We start from the raw sequence: 18,841 nt of genomic DNA on the forward strand, positions 1-18,841 counted from the left end.
GAAGCTTATCCACAGTGTATAAATTGTTAAACAGGTAGGCAATTTACTTATAGCGGTTCTAGGTTTAGTAAGGTATGAGAACCCCACCCCAATCACCTCCCCACTAGCGAGAAGGTAACTATGATGTACTTTATATGATTAGGAAACGCTATAAAATTTTTGGCCCAGTAATAATATACATCTGAAAAAATACTTGAAACCAGAAAAATTCAACATTGCATTGATACAATTTTAAACTCTATTAGTAAATCACAAATATTATTGTAATTATATTTTTTGGAGCAGTTTTTGTATAATTATATACTTTTTTTATTAACTATTAGTCTCTTTTATTTGGAGTACGAGGTTAGTTCAGCCTAATGCAGCCTTGAAAAAGCTGATGACAATCATGGCTCACTGGTATGAGATCCTAGAGACAGTCAATGGAGTGCGAACACAATGGAACAACATCAGAAGCCAACGGTTGTAATTACGGGTGCCTCTTCGGGGGTGGGTTTGTATGCTGCAAAAGCTCTTGCTGATAAAGGATGGTATGTGATACTGGCATGTCGGGATTTAGCGAAGGCACAAAAAGCTGCTCAAGCTGTGGAAATCCCCTACAACAGTTATACCAGCATACATATTGACCTTGGCTCCTTGGAAAGTGTTCGACAATTTGTGAAGAACTTCCGAGCCACCGGCAAGTCTTTAGATGCTTTGGTGTGCAACGCTGCAATTTATATGCCCTTAATCAAAGAGCCTTTACGCAGTCCAGAAGGTTACGAGTTAACTGTCACTACCAATCATCTGGGGCATTTCCTTTTGTGCAACCTGATGATAGAGGATCTGAAGAAATCATCTTTAGAACCAAGGCTGGTAATTTTAGGAACAGTTACGCACAATCCAGACGAACTCGGTGGAAAGATTCCACCACGTCCCGACTTAGGCGATTTACAAGGCTTTGCAGAAGGGTTTAAAGAGCCAATATCGATGATTGATGGCAAGAAATTTGAACCAGTCAAAGCTTACAAAGACAGCAAAGTTTGCAACGTGCTGACTATGCGGGAACTGCACGAGCGCTATCACGAGTCAACCGGTATCGTCTTCAATTCTCTTTATCCGGGATGTGTTGCAGAAACGCCGCTATTTAGAAACCACTATCCCCTGTTTCAGAAAATCTTCCCATTATTCCAGAAGTACATCACTGGAGGATATGTGTCTCAAGAGTTAGCGGGAGAACGGGTTGCTGCTGTGGTTGCCGATCCTGAGTATAATCAATCCGGTATTTATTGGAGTTGGGGAAATCGTCAGAAGAAAGATGGCAAGTCTTTTGTGCAAAAAGTCTCTCCTCAAGCCCGTGATGATGACAAAGGCGATCGCATGTGGGAACTAAGTGCCAAATTGGTTGGACTTGCATGACGGAACAGGACTTGGCGTTACCCTTGTGCATGATTCATAAATTCATTTTTTTGAATGAATTAGTATTATTGTGCAGGTAAGTAATGCTTGAGGTGATTAAGCTAAAACACATCTAATTTGCAGATAAAATTTTATCAATATCTTGTGGGGTGGGCATCTTGCCCGCCCTGATTATGCAACTTAAATGCTGATTAGCTTATTACGTCACCTCTAACTTTATTAAAGTTGTAGACAATTGGCAATTACTTTAGTCCGTAGGGTGCGTTAAACTTTAACGCACCGATGTTAATTGTAAAGATATGTGAGATATTATCTAAAGATTTCTGATGGAAACTGCTATGTCTTCCCTAAAGGCACATTCCCAAACCCTATATGAAACTGATTACTTGCAATGGATAGAAACGACTGTAGAAAAATTGCAAAGTGAGGATTACGCAAACGTTGAGTGGGAGAACCTAATTGAAGAAATTGCCGATATGGGAAGGAGTGAGCGCCGGAGTCTCAAGAGTAATCTGATTGTAATTCTCATCCATTTGCTCAAATGGCAATTTCAGCCCGATAAAAGAAGCGGTAGCTGGGAAGGAAGCATAATTGAACATCGTAGACGTGTCAAAGAAGCTCTAGATGATTCACCTAGTCTCAAATCCTATCTTGAGATAGTTTTTGCTGAGTGTTACACACAAGCGGTTAAGCAAGCAAAAGCTGAAACTGGCTTGTCAATGGAATCCTTTCCTCTGAACTGCCCATACCAGCTAGCAGAAGTCACAGATGATGAGTTTTTACCTCAGTAAGCCCTGAATCGGTCTGTATGTAACGCTTCACTCTACAGTTATACCTCGATATTAGCTACTCTCTTGACTTAATATATGGAAAATATGTATAATTACGAACGCATAGAAGGGGAGTAGCTGCTGGCAAAAAACTTGAAAGCCAGTACATCTGAATCAACATACTGGCGATGAGCCTGGTTCAGGTGGCAAATAATTAATATTTGAAAGCGAGACCTTCACTAAGTTCACACCGAAAAGTGTAAACTTGGTGAGGTCTTTTGGCTCTCATCAAGCTTCACATCGGTAAACGATTCTTCAGGAGCTTGAGAGAGTGTTAACAGCTTTTACCGCAGGTTTATTACTAATTACAGTTTCAGAACTAGGCGATAAAACGTTTTTTATCGCTGTAATTTTGGCAATGCACCACCCGCGGCGGTTGGTATTTATAGGTGTGACAGCTGCTTTAGCCGCGATGACAATCCTTTCGGTGATATTTGGACAAGCGGTATCTTTTTTACCAAAAGTTTTTATTCATTACGCTGAAATAGCTTTATTTATTGCCTTTGGTATCAAGCTGTTGTATGACGCTAGTAAGATGTCCAATGCTGCTTGTGATACAGAAGTTGTACAAGAAGCGGAAGCTGCGGTGAAACAAGCAGATTTGCAGTTGCCAAAACAAAAGACTGGTTTGGCAATTGTCATAGAAGCCTTTGTGTTGACATTTATGGCAGAGTGGGGCGATCGCACCCAAATTGCCACTATTGCTCTAGCAGCAGGTAATAATCCGATTGGAGTGACAATAGGTGCAATTTTAGGACATGCCATTTGTGCTGCGATCGCAGTTATCGGCGGCAAAATGATTGCCGGACGCATTTCTGAGCGTCAACTCACCCTGATTGGCGGATGCTTGTTTTTAGTCTTTGGTATTGTTGCTGCCATTGAAGGAGCGTGAGGGGAAGAAGCAGGGGAGCATACTTCTCTACGAGAGGCTGCGCCAACGACTGCGCTCAGTAACCAGCGGGGCAGGGGAGACAAGGGGGACAAGGGGGGACAAGTCTCTCCCTTATCTCCCCCCTCTTCCTTGTCTACCTTGTCTCTTCTCCATGCCCCATGCTCAACGCCCCATGCCCATTACTTAGGCGTACTTTCCGGTAAAGATGCGGGAGAGGTAGCAGATTTAGGAATGGGAGAAACCGTTCCTGCCTTCTTAATTTCGTCTCTGTACTGAGCAGGTGCTAAAGCTGCGGCACTATCAAACAAAGGTTTTGCATCTGCATCTTTGCCCTGTTGTTTCAAGAGCATCGCTTTTGCCACAACGGGGCGAAAATCCTTGGGATCTTTCTTAATTGCCTGGTCATAAACAGAGCTAGCTTGAGCATAACGTTTCTGGGAAGCATGAACAGAACCTAACAGCACCTGCACCGCTACTATATCGACACTTCCAGGCTGAATTGTATTTGCTTGGGCTGCATTAGCGAGGGTTTCTTGCAACAAACCAATGGCTGCTTCGGGTCGTTGCTGACTGATCAATAAAGCCACCATTCCTTGCAAAGCCTTCAAATCGCCTGGTTTCGTCGACAAAATCGAGCGATAAGCTTGAGCGGCTCCTTCGCGATCGCCAATTTGCTGTTTGGCTTGAGCTAGTAACACTGAATATTCCGACTGTTCGGGATTCAGCTTGGCTAGCTTTTCTAAAGGTTCAATGACAACTTGGATATCAGCTGGTTTAACCTCACTTTTATCTTTTTGACTCAGTAATTGCAGCCGCGCCTGTAACAGACCCTTAAGCGCAGTCTGATTTTCTGGTTCCCTTTGCAAAACCTGTTCATAACCCCGTGCTTCGTCTTCCAGTTTTGATTTTTGGTCAGCGGAGGTCAAACTGCCTCTAGTGCTAGCGGTATTTTGGTTTGAGGGTGGCGTATTATTAAATGCTCCAATTATGGGAATCACCGAAACACCCACAAAAGCAAGAATTGCCACCGCTAAGACGACTTGAACTATCCAACGATTGCGCGGTTGAGACACGGTTTTGTCTTTCTCCTAAATTTTAATGACATTATCATTTACACAAATCGTAAAGTTAAAAATTTCCAAAACTTTGCGGAATACCGCCAATTGCCTGTGAATTTTATAACAATTAACTATCCACACTGCTAAAGTAAGTGATGACTTTAGGAGGAGCCGTCAGAATTGTAGCTATGATATGCTTCCGAAACTAGTGTAAAGCCGCTAAATTAGACATTTAGTGTTTATACATTAAATTTAGCGCCTTTAGGATTGTATAGAGTACCCTAGTGTGATTTTGTGAAAAGCCAATATACTTTCATCAGTCGCACAAATGCTCTTTCCAGCTGCCTTTGTAAAATCCCACAATGGGATGTGTCTCCGCCGCAAGGAGTTTTTATGAATTCCGACCTGATGCCGTTGCCTGAATCTTCCAATTCTTCTGCCTCTAACCAGGGCCCAACTAACGTAGAGGCAGCCGCTAATGTTCATATAGCAGCCCAGTCCTCTAAACAAGTTGACAATTTGCCTGTCAACACCAGCGAGACTGACTCAAATGGGAACTTGATTAATCGCCAGCAACCGATTCCGCCTCCCAGTGAACCGATGCAGTATCGAGCGATCGGCTTAGTCCGGGGTCGCTATCATGCTAGCAGCGAACAATTTACTCAAGGTACGTTGCTGACTCCAGATGGTGTAGAACTCAATGCCGTCCTCCTAGGCCGGATTATGAGCTTAGTCAAGAATCATCTAGACTTAGAAAAAGAACACTTGTGGGTAGTATATCCACGTACTAGACAAGAAAATGATACCTTGCACATCCAAATCGTCGGAGTTTGGGAACCAGAAAATCTGGCTAAAAACTCAACAGATGAGGACGAATCGGATTTGGAGTTGCAAGAGTTAGAGACACTCGATGATGGCTTATCCGAGAACTCTGAACTAAATACAACTGCCCTGAAACCTTCATCAGAAGTTGCAGATGGTGGTTTTTCTGTTCGTGGTGAAGTAGTATACCAATCTTTTGATGCTAAAAGCTTGGTAGTCAAAATTAGACAGGCTCCACGCAAATCAACTGACAAACCCAAATATTTTAAGTTGAAATTGAGGGGTGTGCTAACCACCAAAGCAGTGGGAAAATTTTGGGACTTCCAAGCCAAGCGGGAAGCAGACGTTTTGATAGTAGAAAAAGCCGAGGCGATCGCTGATTTGCCCAAAAAACGCAAACCACCATTTAAAGGTGGGCCTCGTGCTGGTATTGGTGGTGCTGGTGGTAGAAAACCATTCCCCCCCAGACGCACTGGCGAAACCCCTCGTCCCATCAAGAAAACAAGTACAGGCGGCGACCCTTCAGTGGTGTCAAAACCTATACCAAGAACACCCACTCCTAAACCCATCAAGCGACCGAAACCGACTCAAGAGTAGGGTATGGGGAAATTCAATTTTGGATTTTGGATTTTAGATTTTGGATTAAATTCCAATCTAAAATCCAAAATCTAAAATCTAAAATTCTTACTCCCCACTCCCCCAATCAAAAATCCGTCCGACGGTCTTGGGGTAGAAAAGATCGCTCCATCGGAATTGGAGAAACTGGTTCTGTCAGGGTAAACGTACCTGCTTCGATCCACTTTTTCAACTCTAGGGCGACTTGCCTAGAAAAAAACAAACTCGCTAAGGGGGCAGAGCGTACTGCTTTGCCCTCTATAGTTATCCGCCCAGATTTGAGTTGGGCGTAACTCACCAAACCAAAGGTGGGACGGACACGCCGGGGAATGGAAAAATCTACTATTGGGGCTACTAAGTCTTGATCTTGGACGGCGCAGTGTTCAATTACTTGTTCATTTAATACAGGTAGTGGTACACCAACCCCTAACATTAATGAGGGGCCATAACTTTTGAAGTAACACCCCCGCACCCAATGAGCATCCATTTGCTTGGCATCACCAATTAAAGCTAAAGTGGCAGAAGGCCCAATCGGTGTACGATTAGCTAAACGCTTTTGTAAGGGGAAGTGCTGAGTGCCTTCCCAAGCGACATAGCCAATACCGCCGCCTAAAAAAATTCGAGTACCTATACCAACGAGTTGCAAATCGGGATCGTTGAGTAAGGGGGAAATCGCACCTGGGTTAGAATAAACCGCATTCCCCAGACGTGGTTGTAAAGGGCCGAGATATGTAAAGAGAGGGCGATCGCCACCATTGACACCAACAATAAAATTTTGATAAAGATTGCGCGGATTAAATAAATAAAACTGATTAATTGTGTCACTGGTAATTGTAGTTTCAAAATTTGCTCTGGGGTAACAATCTGTTACTTGTCCTTGCGCTTTCACGTGTATAGATTTACCAGCGATCAAATCTTCGATTACATGACCGCCACCACGTTCTCGCACTTCTTCCCCGTCTGTCGTCTCCACAGCGCAACTCGCACCTAAATATAAATCTACTGCCCCAAAACCAGAGTATGCTGGTACACCATCTAACCAACAACGACGAATTTTTATTGGGGGATCGGTATGTCCCAGATTGATAATTGCACCACTTGATTCCATCGGCTCAAAAGTACCAGTGGTAATTACATCGACTTCTTTAGCAGCTTTAGTAACACCGATTTCTACAACTCGTGCTTTTAATTCTTCAGTTGTCAACACCACCGCACGTTGGCGCTTAATTTTCTCGTTAATTTCTGCAATTGTTCGCATCTTATCAGTGCTTAGGCTTCCTGGTGAGTGGGAAATGAGGGTTAGGGAGTAGGGAAAAGAAATTTTTATTGCTCTTTGTGAGCGCAGATGATCGAGACTATTGGATAATTTCATCTCCAAATGGCGATCGCCAATCTCTGCGCGACAGCTTACCCCGAATAAAGATAAATTCCAAAAAATAATTCAAGTATTGCAAAATTAAAATGATAGATTTTTTGGGGCAAACAAGCTGCCTGTATCCAAAATAGTTTTGATTCTACGTAAAATTACCATAAAAAAAGCCTTGCATTATCAATCAAATGTATGTATGGTTAGGATTAAGTGGACTTACTGGACTTAAATAATTTTACGTCAACCGAAAGAAACATTTCTGGTTTTTGTAAAGCATTATAAGCCAACTAGTCAATCGCAAAGTGGGAGTTAATCGCAGATACTAGAAAGTTTTGAGAAGGTAGAAATTATTTAAGAGCATTAATAGAAGCGAAGTATAAGCAAAAATAAGTTGCTTTCTGGCGGACTTGTTCTGACTTCTACCTCCTCAAAGCAATTCTACTTATTGCTATTGATTTGATTGCTACATTTGACCCGATAATGAATTGAGTAAGAGGCAATGACTACTTCAGAATTAGCTAATCTTGAGCAAAAAAAACAAAGTAAGATTTCCGATAGGATTGAAAATTTATCCTCTTCATCAGATGAAAAAAAGTTATTTAACCTGAAGGTAATAGAGTATTTATTACTTGCAGCTTTTGTCTCTGCTGGACTTTTTATTATTTTTCTTTCAGATGATAAAACAGTTGTAATTTCTGGAGCAGTATCTCTAACTTTTTTGTTTTTTTTGTTGCTCATCAATAGACAAGTTTCTCAGAACTATAAGCAGGCCGCTTATAAATCTGAACTCACCAAAAAAGCTGAAATTTATAGTTATTTATTGACCAATCCTAATTCCTGGGATAAAGATACACTGACTCTGACAAGAGGGAAAGCTTTACAATACAGCCAAGACTTAATTGACGATTATAAAAGAATTAGGGGTTTATCAAGGAACCTTTACTATAGTTTGCAAATTGCGACAGTGATTTTATCAGGAGTCACACCGATTTTAGTTCTGGTAGACAAATTAGAAGCAGGACAAGCATGGCTGAAGTGGCTCCCTGTGCTTTGCCCAGCTATTGCTTCTATAGTTGCTAGTATAGTTACCTCTTTTCCTTTTCAGAAGAATTCGCTTGCTGCTAATACAGCCGTTGAATTATTAGAAGCGGAACAAGAGAAATTTATATTGGGCGTGACTCCGCCTTATCGTTGTTATGATGTATCTGACGAAACCCAACAGCAACAAAAGGCAAGTCAGGCATTAGAATATTTTATTGTTCAAGTGAACAATATTCATCTCAACCAATTGCAACAAACTAGTGAGACGCAATCAGAGAAGACAGAATCAGCTTCATCTAATGAGTCAAACAAAGCAGAAGCAGAGGTAACAAACCAGAACAAACAATAGCTGATTAGTTAATTGTTTTCATGCTTATAGTTATTCTTTCAAATAGGATTTCTTCAGACTGACTCAAAAGTATGAGATTCCCAACTTTTTTAAGAAGTTGGGAATCTTATTGTTTTTGCACTCCAGCACTCATTATCCCAATCGTTTCAAAATTTGCAATAATTCACATAACTCGTGTCATTGAGTTTTTTTGCTTTCCAGGGATTATTGTTGCTATCATCGTTTAAGGCAAGAGACGCGATGAATCGCCGTCTCTACAATAATTGGTCTTTCGTCTTGACGGCGATTTATAGCATCTTTGTTGATCTAAAATTTTCATCAAAAAACCTGAACCGAACTCTATTGCCGCATTAAAAGTCGAGTGACTAATCTTATTTTTTCAAGATATCATCATCAATCGAGGGATTCTCATTTATATCTGGATTTTCTGCCGTCCAATTATCATCTGTTCTAGGAGATTCAGAAACTATTACAAACTCAGTCTCTTTTTTATGATTATTTCCCCATTCATCTAAAACATCTTTAATTAACACCTCTTGTAACCAAATCTTAGCGACAACAGTTAAAGGTAGTGCTAGAAATAATCCTAAAAAGCCAAAGAACGTGACGAAAAATAGCTGGGCAATTAAGGTTATGGCTGGCAGTAATGAGACTTGATGCGCCATGACAACAGGCGTGATGAAATTACTCTCAATCTGTTGAATAATGAAGTAGAGAATCAAGACAGCGATCGCTTTCCAAGGTTCATCCAAGAAAGCGATCGCCATTGCTGGGATTACACTCATTGTTGGCCCCAGATTGGGAATCAAGTTAAAAAATCCCGCTAAAACCGATAAAGCAAGTGCTGCCTTGACATGCAAAATTGATAAGCCAATCAGACTCATCACCCCCACTACAAAGATGGCGATGAAAGCGCCTGTAATCCATCCTTCCAAAGAGACTTCACATTTATCTAAAATCCCATCTACCCGTCGCCGATAAAATGAAGGGAAAAGCCGGACAAATACTTTGCGATAAGCAATTGGGTCGGCTAACATCATTCCTGTTAAAACCAACACTAGCAAAATCTTGAGGACGACTTCTAAAGAGCCAGATACAAAAGCAAAGGAGTTTCCCAGTAACCGATTAGCGAAGGGCTGTACTTGTTGAATGAGGCTATTGATATCTGGAATATAAGGAACTAACTGGTCAGGAATACGAGTTCTCAGGGCATCAAGCCAACTATTAAAGCGTCCAAACCCTTTAGGAACTTGATATGTTAGTTCTTGAAACTGCTGGGCAAATGGCGGCACAATTAGCCAGAAAAAACCCACGACACCTGCGAAAAAAATAGCTACTGCTAGGAGTACGGCGAATCCCCGCCTCATCCCAAAGCTTTGGAAGCGTTTCGCTAGGCGATTTAAGGTGGTGGCTAACACAACTGCGGCAAACATCAGCAAAAGCACTTCCCGAATTTGCCACAGGATGTATAAACAAAGAAGTATGGCGATTAAGCCGATCCATTGACCCAGGTTCACAGGCTAACTCCCAACGGTTGGCAAGATGCAATTTTCTTGTAATTCAGCTAGGTTAGCTGATTTTAGGAACTTGTGCGTAAAACTATTGAGTTAATTTTGTTTTTGTGCTTGAAATCGCCACAGTAGAGCGATCGCTACGATCGCAATCGGCAAGAATACTATAATTAGCGCGTTGGTTGCTGTCGCCGGAATTGGTAGACTTGGCCCTGCATACTTAATCAATACCGATAACAAAGCCGAGAGTAAAAGCAGTTTTAGAATTAATCCTAGTTGATTTTCCATAAAAGTACGGCAATACAGATTTTTGTGGTACATACAAATTTACGCTGTACCATGTAGTTTCTAGAATAAACCCACAGATACAATCCTTGTAGTTTTCACAAAAATATAATTTATATTACCTGTCAGAAGCGAAGGATGTGAGGCGCGATCGCTATTACAAGTTGTTAGTGCTGCCTGAACCTCAGACAGCACATTATACACTATTAAAGCTTTACAGAAAGTAACCAAAGCAACCTTTGAGTAATTTAAACTAAGCACAAAGAAATGCAGAGTTTTAGTAAGCTTTATTTCCTCCGAACTGGCTCAATTCTATATTTAGCTTTAATCAATTCAGGCAATTCTATCAAAAGTTTTTTCACTCTAGCTTGAATATATTTAGGATTTTTAGGTACACGTTTAGCTATGTATCTTAATAAAGCAATCTGATAGCCAAACTTATATTGCATTGCGGAAAATATATTGGAATTGATCTGGTTAGTGGAACCTTTGTCTAGGTTTTTTAACTTTGTTACTTCACGATGATATATGGGATGCTCTCCCCAAACGCAGGCAAAGTGTACAAGAGCAGGAGACACCACCTGATTATATTTTTGAAAAGTAGATTTACCTTTAATAGCATCTATATTAAAAGAACCACGAAGACCTATAGGTGTTCGCATCATCTGACCATTATCTTCAAACATACTTTGATTGTGTAGCATCATAGCTAGACCAAAAATACGTTCATCATTAGGTCCATCACCACGAAATTCGCTAATCCCTAGCTTTTCCCAATCCTTTGCCAATTCTAGTGCTGTTTCAAAAAAGGCTTTAGCAGTATCGTTTTTTTCAAAATAATAGAGACCTCCATTAAATCTAGGTAACTTTTTCAGATGAAACCGTTTGAGTGTGTCATTTACATCAATGAATGTATCTTTATCACCTACTTGAAGATATACATTACCTGCCACACTAAAACTTCTACCTTTAAAATCATCAAAAATAAAGTTAATATCCCTCACTGCTATGCAATCACTATCAATACAAAGTGTATATTCAAATGGAGAATAGTCATAGAGGTGAAACTTTTGCTTTACGTTAGAACCATATTCCTTTTTAATATTTATAATGTAATCATAAAGCTCTAGTAAATCTTTATCATTTTCACGATCGGTAACAATAGCACGTGGAACATTTGGTGAATGAAGCCGTAGAGAACGTGCTAATGACTTTGCCATTTCTAGATAATAGGATTCTCCGTAAGCATAGGTGATAATGCCACGTTGTGAAATAAACATTATTTTTATTAATTAACAGTATCTAAGCTTTCGTTTTCTAATCGCATTCTACCTTACACGCCAAAGTGTAGATATCTACTAATATCAATTAAGCTTAAATTCTGTGTAAAGTGTCCGTAAAGTATAGTCTAAATTTTATTGAACCTGTTGAAACCAACCTGATTGATTGCTTTTAGAATAATATTTTAAAAGTACAGATAGGTTAAAACAAAAAGAGATGCGTGCAGCAAAAAACAACACAGATATCGGATTTTATATTCATCCAATCCTAATTAAATGTAGAAAATGGATTTCTATTACATCTATTAACTTGATAGATATTGAAATCAGTGCCAGAACATAAGTAGGTCGGCGGCAATAAACAGACCATATTGGTGAGAGAATACATAATCAGGTTAAAACCCATCCATTTTGGGGCGCGGATCGAGGAATCAGGATGTGGCTAGATTAATTCCTAAAATATTAAATTTAAGCGATGGTGAGTCATCGAGCGTCAGGGGTGGTTTATTTCCACCATGTTGTACTAGTTGATTGTTCACCTATTAAGAGATACTAAAAGCAGATACATAGGCAAGAAAATATGGAATCCCTAACCTCTCGTATGCAGGCGGTACAATCGCCAATTATTCCTGTGGTTGGGGAACTGATTAAAAACTCTCCTGGAACCATCTCTCTAGGACAAGGTGTTGTTTCTTACAACCCACCACGTGAAGCCATAGAATTTTTAGCCAAATTCTTAGCCGAACCAGCCAATAATTTATACAAATCAGTTGAGGGAATTCCCCCTTTACTGACAGCACTTGCGGGAAAATTGCAAGCCTTCAACGGGATTGAAATCAACGGGGAAAACTGCATCGTTGTCACAGCAGGGAGCAATATGGGATTTATGAATACCATTCTTGCTATCACTAACCCAGGCGACGAAATTATTCTGAATACGCCCTACTATTTCAACCACGAAATGGCGATCGCAATGGCTGGTTGTGGTGCGGTATTAGTGGCGACGGATGAAAATTACCAACTACGCCCAGAAGCGATCGCTCAAGCAATTACTCCTAAAACACGGGCTGTGGTGACGATTTCACCAAATAATCCCACTGGAGTTGTCTATTCTGAAGCCGCATTGCGCCAAGTAAATCAAATTTGTGCTGCTCACAGTATTTACCACATCAGCGATGAAGCTTATGAATACTTTACATATAACGGTGTAAAACACGTTTCACCTGGCTCATTTGGTAATAGCAGCGAGTACACCATTTCTCTGTATAGCTTTTCTAAAGCATACGGTTTTGCAAGTTGGCGCATTGGCTACATGGTGATTCCCCAACACTTACTTGTTGCCGTTAAAAAAGTCCAGGATACAATTTTGATTTGCCCGCCAGTCATTTCTCAATATGCAGCTTTAGGGGCATTGCAGGCAAAAAAGGATTATTTGAAGAGTCATATAGGAGCCATTGCTCAAGTACGCCAACTAGTATTAGACTCCCTTAATCGTCTACAAGGCTTATGTAGTATTATTCCTGCCAATGGTGCGTTCTATTTTTTCCTCAAAGTTCATACCCAGATGGATGCTTTTGAGTTAGTCAAACAACTGATCCAGGAACATAAAGTAGCAGTTATTCCAGGTACAACCTTTGGCATAAATGACGGATGCTATCTACGTGTCGCCTATGGGGCGCTGCAAAAAGAGACAGCAAAAGAAGGTATAGAAAGATTAGTACAAGGTTTGGAAACTATACTTAGGAGTTAGAAGTCATTCAATTCCTGTCTCACTTCGGCTACGCTCAGTAACCACCTGCCTCCTGCCTGCAATCCTAAATATAAAATTCAACAGATGCCAATTATTCATAAGTTAATTGAAATTGAAACTGAGCCAAAAATTAATATTCATCATATCACCTCACAAATTCAAGATTTTATTGCCTCAACATCAATTAAAAATGGACAAGTTTTAGTATTTTCTCAACACACGACAACAGCCTTATCTATCAACGAAAATGAAGTCAGATTATTAGAAGATATAAAAGTGTTCTTGCAAAAATTAGCACCAGAATCAAACCGCTATTTGCATAATGATTTGCATTTAAGAGATGTCCCGGAAGATGAACCGATTAATGCTCACTCTCATTTAATGGCAATGATGCTGAACACTAGTGAGATAATTCCCATTGTGGATGGGAAATTAGCTTTGGGAACCTGGCAATCTGTGTTGTTTTTTGAGTTGGATGGCCCGCGTAAAAGAACAGTATTTGTACAAATTTCTGGCGAATAATGCAATTTCAAACCTGCAATCCTCTCAGAACAACCTAAATCTGAGAGAATTACGAACACGACTAATAAGTACATCAGTTGAACTTACCTACAGCAATTAAAAACCTGAAAGAATGTTTTCCAGCATCACCTTCCTCTCCACAAACCAGGACTTTCGTTGTGTCAAAGGCAGAGGCCATTAGTTATGAAAAATAACGATAATTTTGTATTACGTAATACTTGGTACTATGCTCTGCCTAGCGATCAAATCAAGCCAGGTATGATGATCAGCCGCATTTTCTTAGGAGAACCGGTGCTGTTAGTTCGTAGCCAGGATGGCAAAGTGTCTGCGATGACGGACATTTGCCCCCATCGTGGTGTGCCCTTGAGTTGTGGGAGATTCAATGGGCAAGAAGTTGAATGCTGTTACCACGGTTGGCGCTTTAACTCCGCTGGGCGCTGTACTGCGATACCTTCTCTTGTAGAGGAACAGCAAATGGATTTGAGTCGGTTCGACGTGCAGTCATACACAATCCGCGAAGCCCAAGGGAATATCTGGATATATATGCCCGATCCCGATAACCCTCAACCTGCATCTGAGATGGAAATTCCGGTAATACCAGGCTTTGGCGATCGCTCTCACCAGTTCGTAGAGGTGGTAAAATTCCCTTGTTTTATAGATCATGCAGTAGTAGGTCTGATGGACCCGGCTCATTCACCTTATGTTCATCGTGCTTGGTGGTGGCGAAATGAGCAATTACACGAAGAGGTAAAGCAATTTGATGCTTCGCCCTACGGCTTTACGATGCGACGACACCGATTACCAGCGAATGGGGGTCGGTTATACTGGCTGATTGGCGGTGGTGTCCCAGAAACGGAGATTTCCTTTCGTTTACCTGGAGTCAGAATCGAAGAAACCACCATTGGTAATAATCGAGTCGTTAATTTGACGGCAGTTACACCAATTTCAGACACAGAAACGGAGGTAACTTTTGCTCTTTACTGGACACTTCCTTGGGTGGGATTTTTCAAGCCACTGTTACACGTGCTGGCGCGGACTTTCATTGGCCAAGACCGAACGGTTGTAGAAAAGCAGCAAATTGGTTTGAAATATAACCCTGTGCTACGGCTGATTAAAGACTCAGATATGCAGGCGCAGTGGTATTACCAGTTAAAGCGGGAGTATGCTCGTTCTGTTGCTGAAAAACGAGAATTTGTCAATCCTGTCAAGGGTCAAATACTCCGCTGGCGTGCTTAAATTACTCCACAGTAAATTCGGCAAATTCTCTTTGTCCGAACAGCATATTTCGGTCTACGGCTGACAATATTTTATTATTAGCGCGTTGGCTATTTAAACTACGACCAACTAACTGCGCCACATCTGCACGATTGATGCTACCAATAATGTGCGGATCTTCGGTTAAAACGCCATTACCCGTTGCTGGTTCTGACTTTAGTCCACCAGGACGGATAATTGTATAGGTGAGTCCACTGGCAATTAAGTGTTGTTCGGCTTTGTCTTTCTCAGCTAAAACTTTTCCCAGTACCTCTAAAACTTGGGGTGAGGCAGCAACAACACTATTGCCAGCACCGATGGAAGATACAAGAATAAACTTTTGCACTCCAGCTTTAACTGCTGCATCGATCAGATTTCTATTACCAGGGTAATCTGGTCTTTCTACATCTGATGGTAAACCGCCAATTGTACTGATAACGGTGTGAATAGGTGTATCTGTCAGCATTGCGCGTTCGACATCGCCAATATTCAAGGCATCTCCCTGAACTACTTCAATACCCATTGTTTCTAGTTCACTAGCAACTGCTGCTGTTCTCAGGAGTGCTTTGACTTTTAGCTGTTGCGCTGTGAGATATTGAGCAATTTCTCGACCAACACCGCGACTTGCTCCAGCTAAAAAAATATAAGATGCACTTGTCATAATAAACTTAACTATTTACGCTCAATGGATTTTATCAGACAATTGCTCAAGTTCCTGAGATGCTTCTGGTTGGTGGCGAACATAAGCGTCAATAAGCTTACACTATAGCGTGCTGTTGTTAGCAATAACTCCATTGCAGGTTCCTCCCATCAGTAGAAGTGGTAGCGAATCTGGTAAAATTCCAATCTAGCGATCGCAAATAACTGAGTAACTATAATTACAAAAATATATAAGATAGCAATTATACCTAACCCAATGGTAGGAAGTATTTTAATCAGCAATTGTGTCAATCTAGCAAATAACTTTTCAATGGATTTACTTATGGCTAAAAAATCTCAACTCAATGTAGAACCATACCAAGATGTCAGATTATCTGCTACCACTAGAATTTGGGTAATTACAGTAGCCATTCTAGGAGTTTGCGTCCCACTATCAGCCGTTACTAGAAGCGGTGCTATTCTTCCTTTAGTTGCTATTGGTGGTGCAGCTGTTGGTACAGTTGCGGTTTGGCGTTCTGATGAGCAAAAATCCAAAACTAACTATTTGCAACAGCAGCAAATAGAACTGCTAGAACAAAGATTAGCGAATTTAGAAACAATTGTTAGCAGCGATGACTTGAACTTGCAAATGAAAATTAAACAGATCGAAGCAAGGGATACTTTTGGTGACTCTTCTGATGTAAGTACTACACCCAGACAACCAAAACGCAAAGGTTAAAATAAGCCAATCTTCACCATTTATTTCGATTTCAGATGATATTTCCTAGAATTATCTTTACTAGGTTATTTTTATGTAGCTATTTGCTGACTTAACTTACTGTAATCTTTTAAATCCGTCTCAAATTCAACTTTCCTTTACAGTTAGAAGTGTTTCTAGGGAAACAGTATCTCGTTATCCATCTCCGTTAGAATTGACTGATATCATCTAATTCTATATACTTCAACGCATCAGTTCATGAAATGTCTAAGTGCTATCCATCTATCTCTTTCACGGAAACATTTGTCAATGGCTGTGTTTTATTAGACTGTTAATATTACTGAATTTTTAATTAACTAAGGTTATAAACTTGAGTAATTGCATTTGTATAGCTTACCGTAGGTATGCAATAGTTTGCCGCAGGAATGCAGATGGATTGGATTAGCTTACTCAAAGCTCAACAAACTGACTTTCTTCAACGTGTGAAAAAACCTAAAACTTACGACTTATCTTTGCTGGAAAGTCAAGTTAAAGGTTGTCACACTGAAGTTATAGCCTTTTGGGGTGAGCCATTGGCTAGACTCCAAGAACTTTCTCGCCAGCAAGCAGAAGTTCTCGCCAAAAATCCGCCGCCAACCCCGCCGGAATATCCTGAGCCTCCTGACTGGACGATACCTTTTCCCAAATACTTCCAACAACAAGCCCAAGATTATCTTTTGCGGGAGCATATTGTTGACAGGGTGATAACTGAACGCTTGGGCAAGTTAGTAAAAAAGGTGTCACAAGATACTTTGCAAAACATGATTTTAGATGATGAGGGAAATTTGTGTGGCGAAAGTAAATTTCCTTATATACTCAAAGATCATCCTCAGATAAGTGTTCAAGTTTACGTTGCTGATGGAGAAAGTTTTAATGGTATTAAGAAAGACAAAATTAGGTGGTCTGTTACTCAAGAAGATTTAAAAAATCACCAAGTATTAATTTTTTTGTGTTTATTTTATCCATCTACAGGTAATTTAGGTTACGAGAAGCAAAGCGTAATAACAGGTTTTTTACCTACAAATCAACTTGAATTTCCTGAACCAAAACTGTATGTCACTCCGAGTAATTTGTTATATGCAGGGGGGTTAAGTTGGTATTTAGAATCACTTATGGGTAAAAAAGACACGTCGCCAGTAATTAATGAGAGAGCGATCGCACATACAATACAGACTCTACCATCAGAACATTGTCTCAAGGCTATAGTCGGTGACTGGGAATGCTGGCAGACTTTGCAAGGACACACCAGAGGCATTAATTGCCTAGCTTTCAGTTCTGGGTGCAATAATGGCAAAGCCTTACCCATATTGGCGAGTGGCAGTCGTGGAGAAACTAAACTCTGGGATTTAAGCAAGGGTGAATTAATAGAGACATTATCAGAATATCCTTGGGTAATATCTGGGCTGGTGGATGAAGTGAATTCCCTAGCTTTTAGTTCAGATGGACAGACTTTAGTCAGTTGCGGTGCAGATTCGACAATTAAGCTTTGGCACGTAGGTGCTTTAGACTTGATAGATATTTTGCACAAACACAATGGGGTAGTGCGGTGTGCTGCTTTCACCCCAGATGGCAGAATGTTAGCGACAGGTGGAGATGACAGAAAAATTCTGTTTTGGGATTTGATGCAACGTCAGGTTGCGATCGCACTTTCTTTAGATGATACAGCGGCTCATTCCCTAGTTTTAAGTCGAGACGGCGAAACTCTAGTTACAGGTAGCTACCGCAAAATCAAAGTTTGGCGCACTTCACCCCAAACGGGAATCAAAAGTTTAAAAGATGCACAACCACTACACACCCTCATGGGTCATTCTCACATCGTTTGTTCCTTAGCAATCAGTGCAGATGGTAAACTGCTCGTGAGTGGTAGTTGGGATCAAACGATTAAAGTTTGGCAATTGGAGACTGGGGAATTACTTCATACCCTTAAAGGACATCGAGATAGGGTATATGCGATCGCTTTAAGTCCCGATGGAAAAATTATCGCCAGCGGTAGTGCTGATAAAACTATCAAGTTGTGGCATTTACCAACCGGGGAATTGCTGGGTACATTTACAGGTCATGGGAATATAGTCACAGCATTAGCCTTCACAGCTTCCGGTGAAATGTTAGTCAGCGGTAGTTTGGATAAGACAATTAAAATTTGGCAACGCAGTTAAATCATGACACTCTCTACGTAGTTTGCTGCTTTACAGGAGTACAATGACTCGCTAACGTAACTCGTAATTGTCGAGTCTTTGAGACTCGTGGACAACAAACTTTAAAAACTCTCCTGCTCAAGCCGTATTATATCATGTCCGCATAATTAGTTATGCTAACCACAGTCATTGCACCCCACACGCCAGATGCTCCACTTGGGGAGACCCCATCGCCCTTGGCGTCTCCCCTTGGGAGAAGCCTGCACTGGCTCCCCTTAATCCCCTCCCCGCTCTTCGGGAGGCAGGGTGGATTAATTGTCGGGAGAGAAAAAGT

The 18,841-nt window shown here is 40.8% G+C and carries 16 protein-coding genes; 10 read left to right on the forward strand and 6 right to left on the reverse strand.

Annotated elements, in window-relative coordinates; genetic code table 11:
• Positions 1 to 438 precede the first annotated feature (438 nt).
• From RMX69_RS12690 to RMX69_RS12700, 3 genes are all read left to right on the forward strand, one after another.
• Positions 439 to 1,398 carry a protochlorophyllide reductase gene (locus tag RMX69_RS12690; protein ID WP_289799353.1) on the forward strand — a complete coding sequence of 320 codons (960 nt, stop codon included), beginning with the start codon at positions 439 to 441 and terminating at the stop codon, positions 1,396 to 1,398.
• A 338-nt stretch (positions 1,399 to 1,736) separates the two neighbouring features.
• Positions 1,737 to 2,189 (forward strand): DUF29 domain-containing protein, encoded by a 453-nt coding sequence (locus RMX69_RS12695; RefSeq protein ID WP_289799354.1) that lies wholly within the window; start codon positions 1,737 to 1,739, stop codon positions 2,187 to 2,189.
• A 310-nt stretch (positions 2,190 to 2,499) separates the two neighbouring features.
• On the forward strand, positions 2,500 to 3,120 hold the full coding sequence (locus RMX69_RS12700; RefSeq protein WP_289799355.1) for a TMEM165/GDT1 family protein: 621 nt from the start codon (positions 2,500 to 2,502) through the stop codon (positions 3,118 to 3,120).
• A gap of 179 nt (positions 3,121 to 3,299) precedes the next feature.
• Here the strand turns inward: RMX69_RS12700 and RMX69_RS12705 are convergent, their stop codons facing one another.
• A complete protein-coding gene (locus RMX69_RS12705) occupies positions 3,300 to 4,193 on the reverse strand; it encodes a tetratricopeptide repeat protein (protein ID WP_289799356.1) in 894 nt (297 codons plus the stop codon).
• Positions 4,194 to 4,571: 378 nt separating this feature from the next.
• Between RMX69_RS12705 and RMX69_RS12710 the strand changes: the two genes are divergently transcribed.
• A complete protein-coding gene (locus RMX69_RS12710) occupies positions 4,572 to 5,597 on the forward strand; it encodes a hypothetical protein (protein WP_289799357.1) in 1,026 nt (341 codons plus the stop codon).
• A gap of 106 nt (positions 5,598 to 5,703) precedes the next feature.
• On the opposite strand, the gene RMX69_RS12715 is transcribed toward RMX69_RS12710, so the two are convergent.
• Positions 5,704 to 6,873 carry a homocysteine biosynthesis protein gene (locus tag RMX69_RS12715; protein ID WP_094351489.1) on the reverse strand — a complete coding sequence of 390 codons (1,170 nt, stop codon included), beginning with the start codon at positions 6,871 to 6,873 and terminating at the stop codon, positions 5,704 to 5,706.
• Positions 6,874 to 7,483: 610 nt separating this feature from the next.
• On the opposite strand from RMX69_RS12715, the gene RMX69_RS12720 reads away from it, so the two are divergent.
• Positions 7,484 to 8,374 (forward strand): DUF4231 domain-containing protein, encoded by an 891-nt coding sequence (locus RMX69_RS12720; protein WP_322637657.1) that lies wholly within the window; start codon positions 7,484 to 7,486, stop codon positions 8,372 to 8,374.
• Between the two features lie 371 nt (positions 8,375 to 8,745).
• Here the strand turns inward: RMX69_RS12720 and RMX69_RS12725 are convergent, their stop codons facing one another.
• The 3 genes from RMX69_RS12725 to RMX69_RS12735 all read right to left on the reverse strand — a co-directional run bounded on the left by RMX69_RS12725 (position 8,746) and on the right by RMX69_RS12735 (position 11,450).
• Positions 8,746 to 9,891, reverse strand: coding sequence for an AI-2E family transporter (locus tag RMX69_RS12725; protein WP_322637658.1), 1,146 nt, complete (start codon positions 9,889 to 9,891; stop codon positions 8,746 to 8,748).
• A gap of 90 nt (positions 9,892 to 9,981) precedes the next feature.
• Complete coding sequence (locus RMX69_RS12730) at positions 9,982 to 10,173, reverse strand: hypothetical protein (protein WP_289800122.1); 192 nt, start codon at positions 10,171 to 10,173, stop codon at positions 9,982 to 9,984.
• Positions 10,174 to 10,457: 284 nt separating this feature from the next.
• On the reverse strand, positions 10,458 to 11,450 hold the full coding sequence (locus tag RMX69_RS12735) for a hypothetical protein (RefSeq protein ID WP_289799361.1): 993 nt from the start codon (positions 11,448 to 11,450) through the stop codon (positions 10,458 to 10,460).
• 580 nt (positions 11,451 to 12,030) lie between these two features.
• On the opposite strand from RMX69_RS12735, the gene RMX69_RS12740 reads away from it, so the two are divergent.
• The 3 genes from RMX69_RS12740 to RMX69_RS12750 all read left to right on the forward strand — a co-directional run bounded on the left by RMX69_RS12740 (position 12,031) and on the right by RMX69_RS12750 (position 14,958).
• A complete protein-coding gene (locus RMX69_RS12740) occupies positions 12,031 to 13,200 on the forward strand; it encodes a pyridoxal phosphate-dependent aminotransferase (protein ID WP_289799362.1) in 1,170 nt (389 codons plus the stop codon).
• Between the two features lie 84 nt (positions 13,201 to 13,284).
• Positions 13,285 to 13,722: a secondary thiamine-phosphate synthase enzyme YjbQ gene (locus RMX69_RS12745; protein WP_322637659.1), complete on the forward strand. Its 438-nt coding sequence runs from the start codon at positions 13,285 to 13,287 to the stop codon at positions 13,720 to 13,722.
• 183 nt (positions 13,723 to 13,905) lie between these two features.
• The gene (locus RMX69_RS12750) at positions 13,906 to 14,958 is read left to right on the forward strand and encodes an aromatic ring-hydroxylating dioxygenase subunit alpha (protein WP_322637660.1); all 1,053 of its coding nucleotides are present in this window, start codon (positions 13,906 to 13,908) and stop codon (positions 14,956 to 14,958) included.
• Position 14,959: 1 nt separating this feature from the next.
• Here the strand turns inward: RMX69_RS12750 and RMX69_RS12755 are convergent, their stop codons facing one another.
• Positions 14,960 to 15,637 (reverse strand): SDR family oxidoreductase, encoded by a 678-nt coding sequence (locus RMX69_RS12755; protein WP_322637661.1) that lies wholly within the window; start codon positions 15,635 to 15,637, stop codon positions 14,960 to 14,962.
• Positions 15,638 to 15,958: 321 nt separating this feature from the next.
• On the opposite strand from RMX69_RS12755, the gene RMX69_RS12760 reads away from it, so the two are divergent.
• Entirely contained in the window at positions 15,959 to 16,354 is a 396-nt protein-coding gene (locus RMX69_RS12760) for a hypothetical protein (RefSeq protein ID WP_289799366.1), read from the forward strand.
• Positions 16,355 to 16,758: 404 nt separating this feature from the next.
• Positions 16,759 to 18,528 (forward strand): WD40 repeat domain-containing protein, encoded by a 1,770-nt coding sequence (locus RMX69_RS12765; protein ID WP_322637662.1) that lies wholly within the window; start codon positions 16,759 to 16,761, stop codon positions 18,526 to 18,528.
• Positions 18,529 to 18,841 lie beyond the last annotated feature (313 nt).

Source organism: Nostoc sp. EspVER01, from assembly GCF_034530635.1.
Taxonomy (GTDB): Bacteria; Cyanobacteriota; Cyanobacteriia; order Cyanobacteriales; family Nostocaceae; genus Nostoc.